General features: G+C 53.3%; 18 protein-coding genes. 6 read left to right on the top strand and 12 right to left on the bottom strand.

What is annotated here, in order from left to right; all coding sequences use genetic code 11:
* Positions 1–5 precede the first annotated feature (5 nt).
* A complete protein-coding gene (locus HV346_RS10745) occupies positions 6–533 on the bottom strand; it encodes an XRE family transcriptional regulator (RefSeq protein WP_181623469.1) in 528 nt (175 codons plus the stop codon).
* A 92-nt stretch (positions 534–625) separates the two neighbouring features.
* Between HV346_RS10745 and HV346_RS10740 the strand changes: the two genes are divergently transcribed.
* Positions 626–1,792, top strand: coding sequence for a benzoate/H(+) symporter BenE family transporter (locus tag HV346_RS10740; protein ID WP_181623468.1), 1,167 nt, complete (start codon positions 626–628; stop codon positions 1,790–1,792).
* Here the strand turns inward: HV346_RS10740 and HV346_RS10735 are convergent.
* Positions 1,772–2,644: a helix-turn-helix domain-containing protein gene (locus HV346_RS10735; RefSeq protein ID WP_181623467.1), complete on the bottom strand. Its 873-nt coding sequence runs from the start codon at positions 2,642–2,644 to the stop codon at positions 1,772–1,774. The genes HV346_RS10740 and HV346_RS10735 overlap by 21 nt on opposite strands.
* Positions 2,645–2,815: 171 nt before the next feature.
* On the opposite strand from HV346_RS10735, the gene HV346_RS10730 reads away from it, so the two are divergent.
* Positions 2,816–3,712, top strand: a complete 897-nt coding sequence (locus tag HV346_RS10730) for an EamA family transporter (RefSeq protein ID WP_181623466.1) — start codon at positions 2,816–2,818, stop codon at positions 3,710–3,712.
* A 40-nt stretch (positions 3,713–3,752) separates the two neighbouring features.
* Here HV346_RS10730 and HV346_RS10725 read toward each other — a convergent pair whose 3' ends face one another.
* Both HV346_RS10725 and HV346_RS10720 read right to left on the bottom strand, forming a co-directional pair.
* On the bottom strand, positions 3,753–4,427 hold the full coding sequence (locus tag HV346_RS10725; protein ID WP_181623465.1) for a DUF3313 domain-containing protein: 675 nt from the start codon (positions 4,425–4,427) through the stop codon (positions 3,753–3,755).
* A gap of 135 nt (positions 4,428–4,562) precedes the next feature.
* Positions 4,563–6,158, bottom strand: a complete 1,596-nt coding sequence (locus HV346_RS10720; protein WP_181623464.1) for an ABC transporter substrate-binding protein — start codon at positions 6,156–6,158, stop codon at positions 4,563–4,565.
* Positions 6,159–6,270: 112 nt separating this feature from the next.
* Here HV346_RS10720 and pepT point away from each other — a divergent pair, with 112 nt between their 5' ends.
* Positions 6,271–7,500 carry a peptidase T gene (gene pepT / locus HV346_RS10715; protein ID WP_181623463.1) on the top strand — a complete coding sequence of 410 codons (1,230 nt, stop codon included), beginning with the start codon at positions 6,271–6,273 and terminating at the stop codon, positions 7,498–7,500.
* Here the strand turns inward: pepT and tehB are convergent.
* Both tehB and tehA read right to left on the bottom strand, forming a co-directional pair.
* A complete protein-coding gene (gene tehB, locus HV346_RS10710; RefSeq protein ID WP_181623462.1) occupies positions 7,497–8,090 on the bottom strand; it encodes a tellurite resistance methyltransferase TehB in 594 nt (197 codons plus the stop codon). The genes pepT and tehB overlap by 4 nt on opposite strands.
* Positions 8,087–9,091 carry a dicarboxylate transporter/tellurite-resistance protein TehA gene (gene tehA / locus HV346_RS10705; protein ID WP_181623461.1) on the bottom strand — a complete coding sequence of 335 codons (1,005 nt, stop codon included), beginning with the start codon at positions 9,089–9,091 and terminating at the stop codon, positions 8,087–8,089. Before tehA ends, tehB begins: the two co-directional genes overlap by 4 nt.
* Before the next feature lie 122 nt (positions 9,092–9,213).
* On the opposite strand from tehA, the gene ydcK reads away from it, so the two are divergent.
* Positions 9,214–10,191: a YdcK family protein gene (ydcK, locus tag HV346_RS10700; protein ID WP_181623749.1), complete on the top strand. Its 978-nt coding sequence runs from the start codon at positions 9,214–9,216 to the stop codon at positions 10,189–10,191.
* On the opposite strand, the gene rimL is transcribed toward ydcK, so the two are convergent.
* Positions 10,186–10,734 carry a 50S ribosomal protein L7/L12-serine acetyltransferase gene (gene rimL / locus HV346_RS10695; protein WP_181623460.1) on the bottom strand — a complete coding sequence of 183 codons (549 nt, stop codon included), beginning with the start codon at positions 10,732–10,734 and terminating at the stop codon, positions 10,186–10,188. The two genes, ydcK and rimL, sit on opposite strands and share 6 nt — an antisense overlap.
* Before the next feature lie 79 nt (positions 10,735–10,813).
* The gene (locus tag HV346_RS10690; RefSeq protein WP_181623459.1) at positions 10,814–12,469 is read right to left on the bottom strand and encodes a glucan biosynthesis protein; all 1,656 of its coding nucleotides are present in this window, start codon (positions 12,467–12,469) and stop codon (positions 10,814–10,816) included.
* A gap of 30 nt (positions 12,470–12,499) precedes the next feature.
* Here HV346_RS10690 and HV346_RS10685 point away from each other — a divergent pair, with 30 nt between their 5' ends.
* Entirely contained in the window at positions 12,500–12,754 is a 255-nt protein-coding gene (locus tag HV346_RS10685; protein WP_181623458.1) for a hypothetical protein, read from the top strand.
* 82 nt (positions 12,755–12,836) lie between these two features.
* Here the strand turns inward: HV346_RS10685 and HV346_RS10680 are convergent, their stop codons facing one another.
* Positions 12,837–13,610, bottom strand: a complete 774-nt coding sequence (locus HV346_RS10680; protein WP_181623457.1) for an ABC transporter substrate-binding protein — start codon at positions 13,608–13,610, stop codon at positions 12,837–12,839.
* 10 nt (positions 13,611–13,620) lie between these two features.
* Positions 13,621–14,790, bottom strand: coding sequence for a pyridoxal phosphate-dependent aminotransferase (locus HV346_RS10675; RefSeq protein ID WP_181623456.1), 1,170 nt, complete (start codon positions 14,788–14,790; stop codon positions 13,621–13,623).
* Positions 14,791–14,903: 113 nt separating this feature from the next.
* Between HV346_RS10675 and HV346_RS10670 the strand changes: the two genes are divergently transcribed.
* Positions 14,904–15,746: a LysR family transcriptional regulator gene (locus tag HV346_RS10670; RefSeq protein WP_181623455.1), complete on the top strand. Its 843-nt coding sequence runs from the start codon at positions 14,904–14,906 to the stop codon at positions 15,744–15,746.
* Here the strand turns inward: HV346_RS10670 and HV346_RS10665 are convergent.
* Complete coding sequence (locus HV346_RS10665) at positions 15,733–17,241, bottom strand: carboxylesterase/lipase family protein (RefSeq protein ID WP_181623454.1); 1,509 nt, start codon at positions 17,239–17,241, stop codon at positions 15,733–15,735. The two genes, HV346_RS10670 and HV346_RS10665, sit on opposite strands and share 14 nt — an antisense overlap.
* Before the next feature lie 42 nt (positions 17,242–17,283).
* Positions 17,284–18,627 (bottom strand): VOC family protein, encoded by a 1,344-nt coding sequence (locus tag HV346_RS10660; RefSeq protein ID WP_181623453.1) that lies wholly within the window; start codon positions 18,625–18,627, stop codon positions 17,284–17,286.
* Between the last annotated feature and the right edge of the window lie 27 nt (positions 18,628–18,654).

Here is an 18,654-nt window from a genome sequence, read left to right as displayed (position 1 = left end):
TACCTTCAGCGGGGATAATGTATCAGTGAGTGGAAGTGCACGGTCTGAGCCGTACTATTGCGATAAGCGTGGGGTTTATCGCCCGCAAATTTTACGCCGGAATCAGCCTGAATCGTCTGCCAGACCCCTTCAATGTTCATCTCCAGTTCACCGCTTATGACCACAACATGTTCGATCACCCCCGCTTCGTGCGGCGTTGACTCGCTCAACGTGCCGGGTGCAAGCGTAATGGAAAAATGGTCGTATTTGAGCGCGTCATCCCAGGGGAACAACGGTTTTACCACCATCGCTTGCTGTTGCGGATCAAAGATCGCCTGCGGGCTTGCACCGGGTGTGATAAATGCCGAAAACGGCACGTTCAGTCCGGTGGCAATCTTCCAGAGCGTAGAAACCGTCGGGCTAGATTCATTGCGCTCGATTTGCCCAAGCATCGCTTTCGATACCCCGGTCTCTTCAGACAATTTTGACAGGCTCCACCCGCGTGCCTGTCGCAGTGTTTTCAGTGTAGATGCAAGATGTTGAGTAATATCCATAACCTCTCCTGTTAGGGCGAAGTCTATCACTTGTACGCTATAACGCACAGTGTTACATTGCACCGGACGTTATAACGCACAACGGAGTTCCTATGCGCAGTTCCTCTCATCTCTTTCCTGCCGTACTGGCTGGGTTTGTCGCCGTGCTGGTGGGATATGCCAGTTCTGCTGCCATCATCTGGCAAGCCGCTGCTGCTGCTGGTGCGGATGCGCACCAGATTGCAGGCTGGATGACCGCTCTCGGGCTGGGGATGGGCGTCAGCACCCTTGCGCTCTCCTGGTGGTATAAAGCGCCGGTACTTACCGCATGGTCAACACCAGGCGCCGCCCTGCTTGCCACCAGTTTGCAGGGCGTGACGCTTGCCGAAACCATTGGAATTTTTATTTTTGCCAATGCGCTGATTCTGCTCTGCGGAGTGACGGGGCTTTTTGCGCGCCTGATGAAGCTGATACCTCATTCACTTGCCGCCGCGATGCTGGCTGGCGTGTTGCTGCGTTTTGGTCTCCAGGCCTTTACACACCTGAATGGCCACGTTTTGCTGTGTGGTAGCATGCTGGCGGCGTGGCTGGCAGCGAAAGCCCTTGCGCCACGCTACGCCATTGTCGCGACCCTGTTGGTTGGGGGTTTTGTCGCCTGGGCTGGCGGTGACGTTGTCACGGACAAGATCACCTTATCCGTCGTCATGCCGCAATTTATCGCACCCGTATTTACCGTTTCCAGCCTGATCAGCGTTGGATTGCCCTTCTTCCTCGTCACAATGGCGTCGCAGAATGCCCCAGGCTTCGCCACCATGAAAGCATCCGGTTATCCGCTTGCCGTTTCACCGTTGATTATTTTTACCGGCGCGCTGGCACTGCTGTTTTCGCCTTTCGGGGTCTATTCCATCTGTATTGCTGCCATTACCGCCGCCATTTGCCAAAGCCCGGATGCCCATCCTGATGCCAGTAAACGCTGGATGGCGGCAGCGGCAGCAGGTGTCTTTTATCTGCTGGCTGGCGTGTTTGGCGGCTCCATTACCGGATTACTGGCCGCTCTTCCACTGAGCTGGATCCAGACGCTGGCCGGGCTGGCGTTGCTGGGAACAATAAGTGGAAGCTTATATCAGGCGCTGAACAATGAAGCGGAACGTGATGCGGCAATTGTCACTTTCCTCATGACGGCTAGCGGCGTCACAATTCTTGGAATGGGGTCAGCCTTCTGGGGACTGGTACTTGGCGGAGTCTGTTACGCTGTATTTTCACGCGCTCGCCGCGCGTAGCTGCGAAGGCGTCATCCCCATCATGCTGCGAAAGCGGTTGCTGAAATGGCTGGCAGAGTTAAACCCGCACGCGAGTGCAATATCCGTGAGCGGGCTTTCGGTGTATTTCACCAGCACTTTTGCCTTTTCCATCCGCCGGTGCATCACATACTGATGAGGGGCTTGCTGCATCGACTGGCGGAACATACGGGCAAAATGGTACTCACTCAGTGCGGCCTGCGCTGCCAGCTCGGCCAGGGTCAGTGGCTGCGCGAGATTCTCTTCAATAAAGGCCAGTACATTACGCAAAATAAAGGGTGACAACCCGCCAGTCACCACCGGTAACTTCCATTGCACGTTGGTATAATTCTGCAACAGATGCGTCAGCAGCAGTGTGGACGCCGTGCTCAGAGTGAGCTGGTTGGCTTTCTGCTGCCAGTCGCAACCCAGTAAAAACTGACGATAAAGCGCAGTAATTTTAGGGTCGCTGCCAAAGATTTTTTCATCCAGCGTCAACGTCAGTGGGCGTTTATCCCAGATTTTTTCCCCAATATCCCGCAAATGGTCATCGGTGCAATAGAGATGGACAAATGACAGATCATCACGAATATCCCAGGTGGATTCGCTGTCTTTAGGCATCAGGCAGAAACGATCCGGACCACCGCCATTCTTCCAGCCAGCCGGTGTCTTTTGGTAGCTCTCGTAGCCGTCAGCCACGTAAAGGCTCAGGGTGTGGTGATCGCTTTTAACCGTAATGGTGTCGTGCTTGTTGTACCACGCCGCCAACTGGATACCCGAATTGAGCGCAACGGTTTCCCGGAGCACTGCGTTCTGCTGGCGTAGCGTTTCAAAAGTATCGTAAGCGCGAGACATAACCGTTAACACGTGATTAAACAGATCCCCAGTCTATGAACTGTCGCGCCCTGATTCCAGTAGCGGCGACAGAAAAAAGCGCAAGAATTTGCAAGCCCGGCGCAAAACGGTGACAGCATACGATCGCCGTTGCCAGCACAATGTCGTTTTCGGCTGTGAGAAGAGAGACACATGAACGCATTACTGTATGGGCTGGTGGTGATTATCTGGGGAACCACCTGGATTGCAATTTTCCTGCAACAAGGGCCTGTCGCGGCTCCCGTCTCTATTTTCTGGCGCTTTGCCGTCGCCTGCGCCATCATGATGATTGTGCTTATCGCGCTGCGTCGCCTGCGCAAACTTGCGCTCAAAGATCACCTCTTTTGCCTGCTTCAGGGCTGTTGTGTCTTCTGCTTTAACTTCTGGTGCTTTTACACCGCCGCCGCTCACATCAATACGGGGCTGGAGTCCGTCATTTTCTCCATGGCCGTGCTGTATAACGCCATCAATAGCTTTATTTTCTTCGGGCAACGCCCGCCTGCCCGCTTCTGGACAGCGGCTTTTCTGGGGTTGATTGGTATCGTCACCCTCTTCTGGGATGACTTGCTGGCGAGTGGCTGGAGCGCGTCACTGCTCACGGGGATTGGCCTGTCCGCACTTGGCACATATGGCTTTTCACTGGGAAATATGATCAGCATGCGCCATCAGCGCAACGGTCTGGAGACAATGACAACCAACGCGTGGGCTATGCTCTACGGCACGCTGGTGATGGGCGGCATTGCGCTGATCCGCGGTGATAACTTCATGCCGGAATGGACGGTGAGTTATATTGGCGCGCTGTTCTATCTTGCCCTCTTTGGCTCGGTCATTGCGTTTGGCGCATATTTCACACTGGTCGGGCGCATTGGAGCGGGCAAAGCCGCTTACAGCACCTTACTGTTTCCGCTTGTGGCTTTATCTATCTCAACGGTGTACGAAGGTTATGTCTGGCACATCAATGGGATCGTGGGTTTGCTGTTGATTCTGGGCGGGAATATGGTGATGTTTACGAAACCTGAAACCTGGTTCAGACGGCTTCGTACTGCCTGAAAATAAGCCGGCCTGCACTCCATCAGGCCGGCCTGGAGACTTATTTCGCCGGCTTCTTCACGTCAAACATGGTGGCATCCGTCGCCATATCATCAACAACCTGTTTCAGCGTAGCAAAGCCAAGTGGCGTATTTTCATTCGCCAGCTCTTTACCTTCGCCTTTACGGACGACTTTGATAACCGGTTTTCCTGTCGCGGCATCAATCAACTCACCTTCAAAATAGAGGTGGGTATCCATAGTGCGATGACCGGTTGCCATTTGCGTACCCGCCAGAACCAGTGCGACAGGAACAACTTCGTAGAACTGTAACCCTTCCTGTTTAGAGCTAACACCGGTGATAGCACCACGGAAGATCAAACTGCGTGGTCCTGGTGTTGCGACAATAGGCTTACGCTGGCCAATCGCCGTTTTCATTTTGTTGTCCGTATACGTCCGCAATTCATCAAGCGTTTTTTGGCCAATCTGCGTTGTCGGTTTAGGCGCTGGATAATACGTAATAGGATTCCAGACAATATTGTCATATTTCGCATCACTGTATGCCGGGTCGACCCAACGCAGAACCGGTTTACCTGTCGCAGAAGTGGTTTGCTGCAAGCCAGAATAATCTTTTAAAAAACCTGAATACTGCTCGGGTGACGTGACTTTTGAAGCACAGCCCGCCAACGCCAACAGTCCAGAAAGCACTGCAACTTTAAAAAAAGTTTGAGTACGCATGATGGTATTCCATGTTATTTGCAAGTATGCACTTGAAGTTATAGCAAAAGGTGGGCGGGTTTGTTGTGGCAAAAAATGAGGTTAGCAGCACAAATTGATAAATCACTGCCCGAAATCAATTCGGGCAGTTCCTTGTTACTCTTTAATGTCAACCTGCCAGAAAAGGTGTTTCCCAAAGGGATCAATTTCATAGCCCGTCACTTCTTTTCGCACTGGCTCAAAAATCGTCGAATGGGCAATCATGACGGCAGGCATTTGATCGTGCATTATCTGCTGCGCCTGCTTATAAAGCGCGACACGTTTTTCGTGATCGGTTATCGATTTTGCTTCTGCAATGATGTTGTCAAAAGGTTTGTAGCACCATTTAGCCGAGTTCGAACCGCCATTGGCTGAAGTACAGGTAAACAGTGGGCCGAAGAAGTTATCGGGGTCGCCTGTTGCTGTCGTCCATCCCATCAGCGCCGCCTGATGCTCACCGCTCTTCACCCGTTTCAGGTACTCACCCCACTCATAGGTCACGATTTTGGTCTGCACGCCAATTTTCGCCCAGTCAGCCTGAATCATTTCCGCCATGCGTTTGGCATTCGGGTTATAGGGGCGTTGAACGGGCATAGCCCATAAATCAATGCTAAGTCCGTTAGCAAACCCCGCCTCTTTCAGCAACGCTTTCGCCTTCTCAGGATCGTATTCATAATCTTTCAGTTCGCTGTTCGCGCTCCAGACACCGGGCGGTAACAGGTTCTTCGCTGCGGTTCCTGTCCCCTGGAACACGGCATCAATAATTGCGGGTTTGTTGATGGCAATAGCCAGCGCCTGGCGCACCTTAACGTTATCCAGCGGCGGTTTTTGGGTATTAAACGCGAGGAAACCGGTATTCAGCCCGGATTTGCTCATCAGGTTGATATCGGGGTTAGCCTTCATACGGGTTAAATCGGCCGGATTAGGGAACGGCATCACCTGACACTCATTTTTTTCGACCTTCGCGTAACGCACGGCGGCATCAGGGGTAATGCTAAACACCAGCCTGTCGAGTTTTGACTTGCCCTGCCAGTAATCCGGGAAAGCCGTGTAGAGGATGCGTGAATCTTTTTGATATTGCGCCAGCCTGAAGGGGCCAGTGCCAATCGGATCCATATCCACTTTTTCTGGCGTACCGGCCTTGAGCATCGCGTCGGCATACTCAGCTGAGAGGATCGAGGCAAAATACCATGCCAGATCGGCGACAAATGGCGCTTCAGGGTGCGCCAGCGTGAAGCGCACGGTGTGATCATCCACTTTATCAATCGCGGTGATCAGCGTGCCAAACTCCAGGCTTTCGAAGTTGGAGTAGCTGCCGTTGGAGACATTGTGATACGGGTGATTCGCATCCTTCTGGCGCATGAAGGAGAAAATCACATCATCAGCATTAAAGTCTCGTGTTGGCGTAAAGGTTTTATTGCTCTGAAACTTCACCCCTTTTCGCAGGTGGAAGGTATAAACCTTGCCATCGTCGCTGACATCCCAACGTTCAGCGAGGCTCGGAACCAGCTCCGTGGTTCCGGGTTTAAAATCAACCAGTCGATTGTAAACCGGCACGGCGCTGGCATCGACGCTGGTTCCCGAGGTATATAACTGAGGATTAAAGTTCTCCGGTGATCCCTCGGAGCAATACACCAGCGTTTTCGCCGCAACGGTGGAACTGACCGTCAGTGCCGCAATCGCCAGAGTTAAAACTGTGAGTTTGCTTTTCATCTTTTATTCCTGTCTTTTTAATTCGACGGCTAATTAATTCTTTTGCCATTTCATAAATAACATTAAAGTGATATTGCAAACACCTGATAAAACAAAAAAAGAGGGAATCACTATGGCTTCAGCACTCTCCAGACAATTAACCCAACGCTTTTTTCGTTATCTTGCCATTACCAGCCAGAGCGATCCCAAAGTGAAAACACTGCCCTCCACGTCAGGCCAGCATGATATGGCGCGGGAACTGGCTGACGAGCTTACCCGTCTGGGTTTAGACGAGATTGTGATTGACGAATTCGCCACTGTCACCGCCGTGAAAAAAGGCAATGTAGCCGGAGCACCGCGTATCGGTTTTATTACCCATATTGATACCGTCGACGTCGGTTTATCACCGGATATTCATCCGCAAATATTAACTTTCACCAGTGAAGACCTCTGCCTGAATAAAGAGCAAGACATCTGGCTACGCGTTGATGAGCACCCTGAAATACTGGCTTACCCCAATGAAGAGATTATTTTCAGCGATGGAACCAGTGTATTAGGCGCAGATAATAAATCGGCGGTTACAGTGGTCATGACCGTGCTGGAAAACCTGACGGCCAGGCATCAACATGGCGATATTGTGGTGGCCTTTGTACCCGATGAAGAGATTGGGCTTAACGGGGCAAAAGCGCTGGATCTGAAGCGTTTCGATGTGGATTTTGCCTGGACCATTGACTGCTGTGAGCTGGGGGAGATTGTGTATGAGAACTTTAACGCTGCCGCCGCCGAGATCCGCTTCACCGGCGTAACAGCCCACCCGATGTCAGCCAAAGGCGTACTGGTCAATCCCCTGCTAATGGCAACCGACTTCATCAGCCATTTCGATCGCCAGCAAACACCGGAATGCACAGAAGGCCGTGAAGGGTATATCTGGTTTAACGGTATTCAGGCCGGGCAAAACGAGGCGGTGTTGAAAGCCAACATCCGCGATTTTGATAAAACTCACTTTGCGGCCCGTAAGCAGCAGATCGCCGATGTGGCGGGTCTCATTGCGGCACAACACCCTACGGCCAGCGTGGAATACCGCATTGAGGATACTTACAGCAATATCAGTAACGCCATCGGCGAAGACCGCCGCGCCATTGACCTGATGTTTGAAGCTATGGCGTCTCTGGGCATCACGCCGAAACCGACACCCATGCGGGGTGGCACGGACGGCGCAGCATTATCGGCAAAAGGGTTACTTACCCCGAACTTCTTCACGGGCGCTCATAACTTCCACTCGAAATTTGAGTTTTTGCCGCTGTCGTCGTTCGAGGCGTCTTACCATACAGCCCTGCAAATCTGTCTGCTGGCCGCGCGTTAACGCGCTTTACGTGCCAGCATCGTGGCAAAGCGCAGCTTGATGCGATGACCGTTTTCGTCGGTGCGATGCAACTCACCGACCTCTTCGTTGTATTTCAGCAGTTCCCAGCCTTCATAGTAGTTGCTCAGTTCACCGGCTTTGAAGGCAAACGGGAAGCCAACCGTACACGGATAATCTGGCGTATCCATGGCGGCAACAATCAGGTTGTAACCACCGGGTGTGGTGCAACGCTGCATATTGGCGATAAGACCCGGGATCGTTTTTGCGTCCAGGAACATCATCACCACGGTGGAGAGAATAAAATCGTATTCCCCGTCAAAGCTCAGGGTGTTCAGATCGTTGATCGCCGCGTGCAGGTTGGTGATCCCTTCCGCCGCTTTAATACGCTCAATATTGTCGATGCTCATTGGGTTTTTATCCCACGCGGTCACATCGTAGCCGTTAGCCGCCAGATACAGGCTGTTACGGCCATTTCCACAGCCCAGATCGAGCGTTTTACCCGGTTTAACGATGCCTGCGCTGTACAACACCTCTGAGTGTGTACGCGTCAGACCATATTTCTCGGTGAAATAGTTTTCATCAACAGTCATTGTTTTTCCTCAGGAAGCATAAGCCGTGCTTTGTCAGTGCGAACAAGAAGTTTGCCCTGCATCAGCAAGATAAAAGTACGTATTAACAGCATCGCAATGATGCCATTCGTGAAAATGAACAGGGGAATGGCGATGGCATGGAAGAAACCCGCTGGGCTGCCCTGCCCCAAATGCAAACCAGTGGTCGCAAGCGCAGAGACACCGAACGAGAAGCTCCAGAAAGAGGCATTAAACGGCTGTGAGAGATACCACGGCATCAGGCGCAGCATAAACAGGAGCTGTAACAGTCCATAGCCAAACAGCATTTTGGCAAAGGTATCGGCTTCACCACCATTCACACTGAACCAGGCGCTACAGGCCACCAGAGCTGGCGCGAGTTGAATGCCGAGCGATGTGCGCAAAGGTGAAGGTAGTTCTCCGGCGCTACGCAGACGTTGCAAAATGACCGGTTCGAGGCTGAGCCAGGAGAAAATCCCCGCGCCCAGGAATACCAGACCCGCATCATGAAACCCTAGTGCGCCGCAAGCCATTGCGCTGATGAAATTATTCGCGACGGTAGGTAAGTATAACCCCGGCGTGGTGGCCTCCTGTGGGTGTTGCCCTCGCCACAACCCGGCACTCTGCCAGGCAGAATAGCTGAGTTGTATCACGACGCCGATGCTGAACAAGACCAGTGAAAGGGGCCGAAACCAGGGAACAACACCAATGGCCACCAGCATTGTGGTTGCCGGAAACAGGCTGACAAAACTGCTCATCACCGGATGGCGCATTTCAGCCAGTACACTGTGAGGAAAACGGACAGCCCGGGTGATGAATGCCACCGTCAGTAAACACCAGATACACACCGCCAGAGCAACCAGAATGTCGCCAGGCCAGCGAGTCACGGGCCAGAGCGTGCCGGCATAGCGCCAGGCAAAGCCCATGCCCATTGTCCCCAGCACCATGCCAAAGTAGCCGGAGGGTAAGTTGAGGGCCTGTTGGGTGTGATTATCTTTATGCATTTATTTTAAATATTAAACTGTATTTTAAATGCCATTTTAAGGGGTTTCCCCTGCGTATGCCAGTACTTCGAAAAAGCCAAAGTTTGCTACGTTTAGTTAAGGCACTTATCAGAGAGATGATGATGACAAAGTATCGGCTTAGCGATGAAACCCGCCAGTGGCACTGGAAAAACGGCGAGGAACAAGCCACGACAACTCTGCGTCAAATTATCGCAATGTCGGATTTTAACGACATCATCAGCGGGACAAAAGGGGGTTGGGTTGAGGACGAACATTCCCTCTCCCAGAACGGGAACTGCTGGGTTTACGATGAAAACAGCGTGGTTTTTGGTCATGCCCGAATCGCGGACAACGCCCGTATCACCCAGTCCTGTGTCATTAGCCATCACGCCAAAATAACGGGTAACAGCCTGATAGAGGCGGCACAAATCAGCCACAGCGCGCTAATAAGTGACAACGTCACCGTTCAACATTCAGAGATCCGTGGCGAATGTCATATCTTCGGCAATGCCCGGATACTGAACCACAGCGTGGTAATCGCGGCAAAAGGGCTGACTGCTGACCATGAGCAAATCCTGAAAATCTACGGCAATGCGACCGTGAGTCAGTCTCGCGTTGTTCATCAGGCGCAGATCTATGGTGATGCGGTGGTGAATTTTGCTTTTATTGAGCACCGTGCCGAAGTGTACGACCACGCCCTGATTGAGGGTAACGATCTCAATAATGTCTGGGTCTGCGACTGCGCCAAAGTGTATGGCAACGCTCGTTTGATTGCAGGGGTTGACGACGATGCAATCCCCACCCTGCGCTACAGTTCGCAGGTTGCAGAGAATGCAGTGATAGAAGGCAACTGTGTCATTAAACACCACGTGTTGATCAGCGGTCAGGCATGGCTGAGAGGTGGCCCGATTCTGATTGATGACCGGGTTGTGATTCAGGGGCGAGTGCGTATCAGTGGCGATGTGTTGATCGAACACCGGATTGAGATCACCGACGATGTGGTGATCGAGGCTTTCGGAGAAAACATCCACCTGCGCGGTGAAAAGGTGATCAACGGCAATCAGCGCATTACCCGTACCCCGCTGCTGGGGGCATTATAGCGAAACGATCTTCGCGTACGAGTTCACATCGTCAAAGTGGCCGTTGAGAAACTCTGCCTCACGCAGGCAACCTTCCAGAACAAAGCCGTTGCGCAGTGCCACCTTATTACTTCTGACGTTATCCACCCGACATTTAATGACAAAACGGCGAATTTCGCCTCGCTCTGCGTAATAACGCATAAACGCCTGGAGCGCATGTGAAAGGATGCCCTTCCCCTGATGCGCCTCATCCAGCCAGTAACCGATATACCCGGTTTTATTGGTCGGTTCGATGGCGTTGAACGAAAGCACGCCAGCCAGCACATCATCCTGAAAGATCAGGTACATTTTGGCGTACCCGCGCTGGTGCAACATTTGATTGCTCTGCACATTACGCCGGGTGTCATCTTCAGTACCAACATACTGCGCCCAGTCGAAGGCGGTTCGCAGCCAGGCTCTGTTTTTCGTAACCAGATTGTGCAGTTCTGCGGTGTAGCGCTCTTCAACCGCGCGGAGTGTGATGCGATCGGTAACCGCGATGGTTTCGGCTTGCGTTGCGGTCATTGTCCCTCCTCATCCCTGTTCCTTCTCCCAAAGGGAGAAGGAACAGGACAGTAACGAATAATGCAGTCCTTGCCCGACATTACCGCATAATGCGGTCGTCTACGTAATTGCGTTTATCCGGCGCGGGCGGGAAGTACTGATACAGCCAGGTTTCACTGATTGCCTCTCCCTGACAGCGCAGGAACATGCGCATATCCACCGGCTCTGTTGAGTCAGAAGTGGGATACCAGTCAAACAGGATGCGATAACCGTCAAACGGCTCAACGTAGAGAATTTCGACCTGCTTCGCTTCACCGCTGGAGAGCGTAATCACCGGCTCGATACCTTTCGGCGCGGCGGCTTTCAGATCGCCCCCCACGAAATCAATGGCAAAACGCCGGGCCCACACTTTCGGGTAGTTTTCGCCAGGTGCCCAGCCTTCCGGGAAACCACCCATACCGGTACGGGTGGCGTACACGTTCGCCAGGGGGGAACGCACAGGAGGTTGCGCGCTCCAGTACAGGCGATATTTGAACTCCAGTTCATCACCCGCTTCCACCGCTTTCTCGGGTTGCCAGAAGCACACCACGTTATCCAGCGTTTCACCCGTCGTCGGGATTTCCATCAGGCCAACAGCACCTTTGCCCCAGTTATTACGCGGTTCAACCCACAGGCTTGGGCGTTTGTTATACCAGCCCATAATGTCCTGATAATGGGAGAAATCGCGATCAAGCTGTAACAGACCAAAACCTTTTGGATTCTTATCCATATAGGCATTGAATTGCAGCTTTTGCGGGTTATTCAGCGGACGGCAAATCCACTCGCCATTACCACGCCACATCGCCAGACGGTCTGAGTCATGAATTTGCGGGTGGATCGTGTCGCACATACGACGTTCGTTATTGCCGCAGCTGAACATGCTGGTCATCGGCGCGATGCCGAGTTGCTTGATGTCTTTACGGGCGAAGAGATGGTTGTCCACCTCCATGATCACCTGGCTCTTCTCGCAGTGGATCACGAACTTATACGCGCCGGTGATACTCGGGCTGTCGAGCAACGTGTAGACCGTGAAGGAGGTATCACCCGGTTTAACCGTTTCAAACCAGAACGAGGTGAAATCAGGGAACTCTTCCGGTGTATCGGTGAAGGTATCGACCGCCAGACCCCGCGCGGAGAGCCCGTACTGATACGTATCATCAACAGCGCGGAAGTAACTCGCGCCCAGGAAGGAGACGATATCGCGACGCGCCAGTTCTGGCGCTTTAAACGCCCGAAAACCGGCAAAACCGAGATCGCTTTGCCCTTCCAGTTGTTTCGTGTCAACACCCGTATCGTTATAGCTAAAGAGTTCCGGACGGAAATGGATCTCGCGAGCCTGAGATGTTGCCGGATCAAGCGAGAACATCCTCACACGGCGACGGAAGCCCATTCCCATATGGAAGAACTGCACGTCAAGCTGACGGTTTTCGATGTTATTCCACAGCGACTGTTTTTCGTCGTAGCGAATGGCGTTGTACGCCTGAGGCGTCATGGTTGCCAGCGTTTCCGGCAATGGGCGCGGAGCGCCGCCCCACGGGGTTTTCGCCAGATCATGCGCCATGGATTGCAGCACGGAGAAGTCAAAACGACGGCTCTGACCATCAGCAATGTCAGACTCGGCAGCATTCGCTGCACGGGAGAACAGCGTGGCCAGGCCGGAAGTACTGCTCAAGGCAGCCATAGCCAGCGAGCCTTTTAAAAAACGTCTGCGATTCATGCCTGAGAAAACGTCCTTATGGTCGTGTGAATGAGTTTCGCGGTCGGCGAAATGACGGCAAGAAAGAACGCACAGCCTAAACAAAAACGGTTAAGAATCCAATTGTTGGCAGGCGATTATATGAACAAAGTGAGAAATATTTTCTGTCGACCAGAACGGCCTGAAAGTGGTGTAAATAAGAGTAAATACGCAAAATCATTCATGCTGGATCAAGGCCGCGAGTATGAGAATCCCCTGGAGCTTACTGAAGTAAGTGAATGGGGTGAATGGGGTGAACAGACGTAGCCAACGCAGAGGCAGGCTGAAGAATGATGTGTATTAAAAATGCCCCGGCTGGACATCGACAGACGGGGCAAAACGAGGCGGTTTATTTTACGCTGACATCGATACCCGGGAAGTACTTATCAGCGAGTTTGGCGATCGTGCCATCGGCACGTACTTTATCAATTGCGGCATCAAGTTGCTTTTTGGTGGCCTCATCCCCCTTACGCAACCCGAAGCCGATACCACTGCCCAGAATCGTGTCGTCGGACACCGGTTTGCCAATAAAACCAAACCCTTTACCCTGTGGCTTGCTAAGGAAACCCGCCTGCCCGGCAGCAGACATCACCAGCGAGGCGTCAATGCGGCCATTCAGCAAATCTCCCCACGCCATGTTCTGATCTTTATAAGACACCACGGTGACACCGTGCTTTTCCCAGTGCTCTTTCGCATAGGTTTCCTGAATGGACCCTTGCAACACACCGATGGTTTTACCCTTCAGGCCTTCCGGCGTCGCATCGACCGCACTTCCCGCTTTCCCCACCAGTTGTGACGGAATACGGTAAATCGGCTGGGTAAAATCAATGCTCTTGCGGCGCTGTTCAGTAATGTTCATTGCCGAGTTAATGGCGTCGAATTTCTTCGCCACCAGCCCTGGGATCAAGGCATCGAAAGAGGTTTCCACCCAGTTGCATTTCAGCGCAGCGGCTTTGCAAATAGCATTACCCAGTTCAACATCAAATCCTTCCAGTTCACCCGAGGCATTACGGCTTTCAAACGGTGGATACTCCGCTTCCAGACCGTAGCGAAGCTCCGTTGCGGCAAACGAAGAGAACGAACACAGCACTCCCAGGCCAACAACTAACGCGCGTAATTTCATGTAAAACTCCTTAGCGTGGTTTAACCCGACACAGGGCCTGAGCACCTGCCCGTAACGTAGTCTCATCTTTCGCGAAAGAGAGACGAATCAATTTATTATCTGTACCGTCAGCATAAAACGCTGACAGCGGGATCGTGGCAACACCGCATTCGGTGATCAACCGCTTCACCATATCGCTATCGCGTTCATCGCTGAAATGGCTGTAATCGGCCAGCAGGAAGAACGAACCTGCGCTTGGCAGCAGCCGGAACGGCGACTCGGCCAGCAGGGTCTGCAGCAGGTCGCGTTTACGCTGATAAAACGCCGCCAGCGACAACCAGGTTTGCGGATCCGCCATGTGTTCCGCAAAGGCGTACTGCATAGGGGTATCGGCAGAAAACATCAAAAACTGATGGACCTTACAGATCTCCTCCATCAATACCGCCGGGGCAACACAGTATCCTACGCGCCATCCGGTAACGTGATAGGTTTTTCCAAACGATGAAATAATGACGCTACGCTCCGCCAGTTGCGGATGAGTAGCCATTCCGTGGTGCGGTTCACCATCAAAAACCACGTGTTCGTAGACTTCGTCAGACAAAATAATGATATCGGTATTGCGGGTCAGCGCCGCCAGTTGCTGGAGGTCCTGGGCAGAGAAAACCTGTCCGCTGGGGTTATGCGGCGTATTCACAATGATCATCCGCGTACGCGGCGTGATTGCTGCCCGAACTTCATCCCAGTTCACCGCGAAGTCCGGGACGGTCAGTTTAATGGCGACCGGAGTTGCCCCCTGGAGACGCACGATCGGTGCGTAGCTGTCGAAAGACGGTTCAAAATAGATCACCTCATCGCCAGCATGCACTAACCCGCTGATGGCAGAGTAAAGGCCTTCGCTGGCGCTGGCGGTGACCAGCACTTCGCTGCCAGGGTCGTACTCTGTGCCGTACAGCGATGCAATCTTTTCGGCGATGCGCTCTTTCAGCGGGTGCAGCCCCGTCATTGCTGCGTACTGGTTATGCCCCGCTTCCATGGCCCGCGCCACACTGGCGATCAGTTTCGGATCACAAGAGAAATTGGGTGCACCCTGAGAAAGATTAATGGCGTTATGCTGTGCAGATAGCTGGCCAATGACGGTAAAAATTGTTGTACCGACATCAGGCAATTTTGAACGGGTTTGCACCGGGGTTCTCAAAGTCATCGTTATTCCTTTCTCGTGGTGATTGCATAACTATTCAAACAATAAGTCGGTTGTGGCGACAAACGAATTGTTGTCATAATAGCCATGAGAAAAACGCATACCTGAGGTGTTTTATGTCGCGTCGCTCCTTCCCGCTCAATGCCATTGACGCATTTTTAAAAACCGCGCGTCACCTTAACCTCACCCATGCAGCAAAAGAGCTGTGCCTGACTCAGGGGGCCGTGAGCCGTAAAATTGCCACACTGGAAGAGTGGTTCGGTTTTCCGCTGTTTGAACGCCATGCGCGCGGCTTGCGCCTTTCACCACAAGGCAGCGCCCTGCTTCCTGAACTGCAATCCGCGTTTGAACATCTGCTGACCGTGGCTGACCAGGCGCGTTCCCAGCAAACCGTGGTACGGCTGAAGGCGCCTACCTGCGCAATGCGCTGGCTGATCCCGCGCCTGTTGCAGGTAGAGCGGGAACAACCCGATCTGCAAATCGCGCTGACCACGACAACCGATCACAACGTCAATTTCAAAACAGAATCCTATGATGCAGCCATCGTATTTGGGACACACATGAGTGCGGGCGATCTGCTGTTTGAAGAGGCGCTAACACCGGTGATGAGCCCGGCGAGACTGGGTTCAGAACTGGCATCACTCACCTTTCTCCACCCTACGCGAGATAAAACAGACTGGTCGTTATGGCTGGCAAAACAGGCCCTTTCGCCGCAAGCCATGCTCAAAAATCAACACTTCGATACGATGGATCTGGCGATCACTGCCGCGATCCAGGGGTTGGGGATCGCGATAGCGGATGAAACGCTGGTGGAAGAAGATATCCGCGCTGGGCGTCTGGCGCGGCCTTACACGACCAGTATCAGAACAGACGCAAGCTACCGGCTGGTACTGCGCGAGTCCGGCAGCAAAGATAACGGGCTCGCCGCCTTTCGCGCTTGTCTGCTCAGTCGAGGCTAACGTGGTGCTTCATGACGCGCTTGAAGAGGCTCATTCTTGCGCGCATAAAGCGGTTTTCAAGCCTGAATCCTGCATGTTTATTCACACCTATACGCAATAACACGTCCCGCCTTTTACGACAGGCTGGCCAGTTTGTCGGCCCGTGGAGGACGTCGTGGATGTGGCTGGCATGGCGGGCAAAGCTAACCCAGTAGTCAGCAACCTGTGCAGAAAACTGCAGATCACGCGCAGTAACATACTGCCGGGACGGTTCGACGCTCCCCAGCGAATCAAACACATAAGGCACTTCGTTGCCGTGCCACGCACCATTGATGTAGGTGGCATGTTCGGCTTCAGCAACATAATCAAACCAGTAACGCCAGCACGGCGCACCTATACGTTGCTGAGCCTGCATGACCACATAGCCCAGCGTGGTAAACGCCATATCCCGGCAAACCTGCCGCCCAAGCTCTTCATCACCTTTTACACCGGGATACAGTAGCTTAATCAGCCCCAGGCCAAAACGGCGTTCACAGCGTAATTTTTGAATTTGTCCTGCCAGATCAATCCCAAATACTGCCATAACGCTGGCTTCATCGCTGTTCGAGCCAATCATGACCGGGACGGGATGCTGACGGGCGGCAAAGAAAACATCGAGCATCGGCTCAGGCAATACACAGTCGCCCGCAATCGGCGTCGGGGTGATATTGTGCGGCGCAATCAGAGGCCAGAAAACCTCTGGCGGAAGCGCCCGTAGCTGATCTGCTGTCGCATTTTCAAGACCCAAATGCGCCGCCAGTGCAACGCCTTTCTCCAGTGCCTGCTCGCGCGGGGTATCCGGCAAGGTATAACCGCTTTGCACAATCGCTTTATGGAACAGTCCTTCAGCCAGAGGCGATGCCAGCAACGACAAGACGCTGCGTGCCCCCGCCGACTCGCCAAACAGCGTGATATTGTGCGGGTCACCGCCAAATACCGCGATATTGTCGCGCACCCAGTTCAGCGCCGCGAGTTGGTCGAGCAGTGCAAAATTATGCACCACACGCTCTTCTTCCCCTTCAAGCGCCGGATGGGCAAAAAAGCCAAGATGACCCAACCGATAATTGATCGTCACAACGACGACGTCACGCTGCGCCAGCGCCCGGCCGCTATAAGGGGGAAGCCCGCCTGCACCGATGGTGAACCCACCACCATGCAGCCAGACCATCACCGGAAGCGGGGTTGAACGCGTGGCCGGCGACCAGACGTTAAGATAGAGGCAGTCTTCGGAAAATTGCCCCGGATCGCCGCCTCCCAGCGCCTGGCAATACTCGCTGTTTTGCCAGCTTGACGCCGAAAACGTCGTCGCCTGACGCAGACCCTCCCACGAAACGGGTGGCTGCGGAGCACGCCAGCGTAATGATCCGACAGGCGGTGCAGCATAAGGGATACCGCACCACACATGAACATCCTTATCAGTAAAACCAATCAGTGCGCCCTGGCGCGTTGCAACCACAGGGGCGGAGGGATTTTGCATAACAACCTTCTTTTTCCATCACACCCGTGCAGAGTAACGATTTCAGAGCAAACCGCAACGCTGTTTACTGCGCGCTTCCGCCTCTTCATACAGCGCAAACTCGTCATACACCGGGCATCCCAGCGCCGTTTCAAACGCCTCCCGGCTGGCATTACCGTGGCTGCGCGACTGCGTTTCGTTCCCCAGGTTTGACTGGAAAATCCCCGCCGCACTGACAGGCAGAAAATCTTCATAGGTGATGGGCTGAGCCACAACCCATCCGCGCTCGATCAGCGGTTGTGGATCGTCACCGGGACGAAATGCCTTGCGGTGAGCTTCGCCTGCCGGCGTCAGACGATAGCGGAAATAGGCCAGTCCCTGACGACGCAGGAACATTTCACTGTCCGGGAAGGTGCTAAACACTTCATGCAGGTGCAACTGGTGCGTCATGTTGTCTTTGCCCGTTCCAGCTTGTCCCAACAAACGGTCGTACAGTTCACGTCCTTTCGGCGTCAACGCCACTCCACGCTGCTCAATTTCACCAAATCGTGCCGTGTGTGTACCCAAATGTTCCCCCGAAAACAGCACTGGCTCTTCCAGAGCTTTAAAACTGGTCTGACGAAGCAGGATCGGCACATCACGGCGCGGCGGCCCTTCAATCAGAATTTTCGGCTCGATACCGTACTTAGGCATGAGCTCCTGTGCCCGGTCAATATCCAGCGTGCGCGGCGTGAGATGGTTGATATGACAGCCGGGGAAGCACACCACATCGGCAATCAACCGGTGTTCATTATGCAATGCGAGGTAAGTTTCCTGATCGACCGTGGCATGGCGATGCCAACGGAAGGTTTCAAGCGCTTCCTGGACAAATTCACGCGCCTGCGCGTCAGTAAAGTGTCCTTCTGACTCGAACAGGTCGATTAACGCCAGACAGCGCGGTGTAAAGATATTTCGGCGGGATAAGATCTCTGCCGCCCGTTTACGCAGGACCACGTTGTCGATCAATTCCAGGCGCAACAACGAGGTAAAAATGCGAAACGGGTTACGACAAAGCGCCCCATCCTCTATGGGACGAAACGCTGTCGAGTGAACCGGCACGCCCGCCTGGGACAGGTCATAATAGCTGACCGGGTACATCCCCATAATGGCGAACATCCGTCGCAGCGTGGACAACTCCTGTGCAGTTCCTACACGGATTGCGCCATGACGTTCGACATTCAGGCGAGCCAGTTCATCTGCGTTCGCCAACTGTTCATGTAACAGCGGATTATGTTCAAGAACCGCCAGGTTTACGTCCGCAACCAGCTCCAGCAATGTGCCGTACTGCGGAACTTCCTGCTGGTACATCGTCGACATTGCCTGCGAAAAGTGTTCCCGAATATCATCAGCCGTGATGGTGTTCGCCATGATGTCATGCCTCCAGTGAATATTACC

This window comes from Enterobacter sp. RHBSTW-00994 (genome assembly GCF_013782625.1).
Taxonomy (GTDB): domain Bacteria; phylum Pseudomonadota; class Gammaproteobacteria; order Enterobacterales; family Enterobacteriaceae; genus Enterobacter.
The sequence above is the reverse complement of the archived record's forward strand: the minus strand, read 5'-3'. Positions and strand labels throughout refer to the sequence as shown.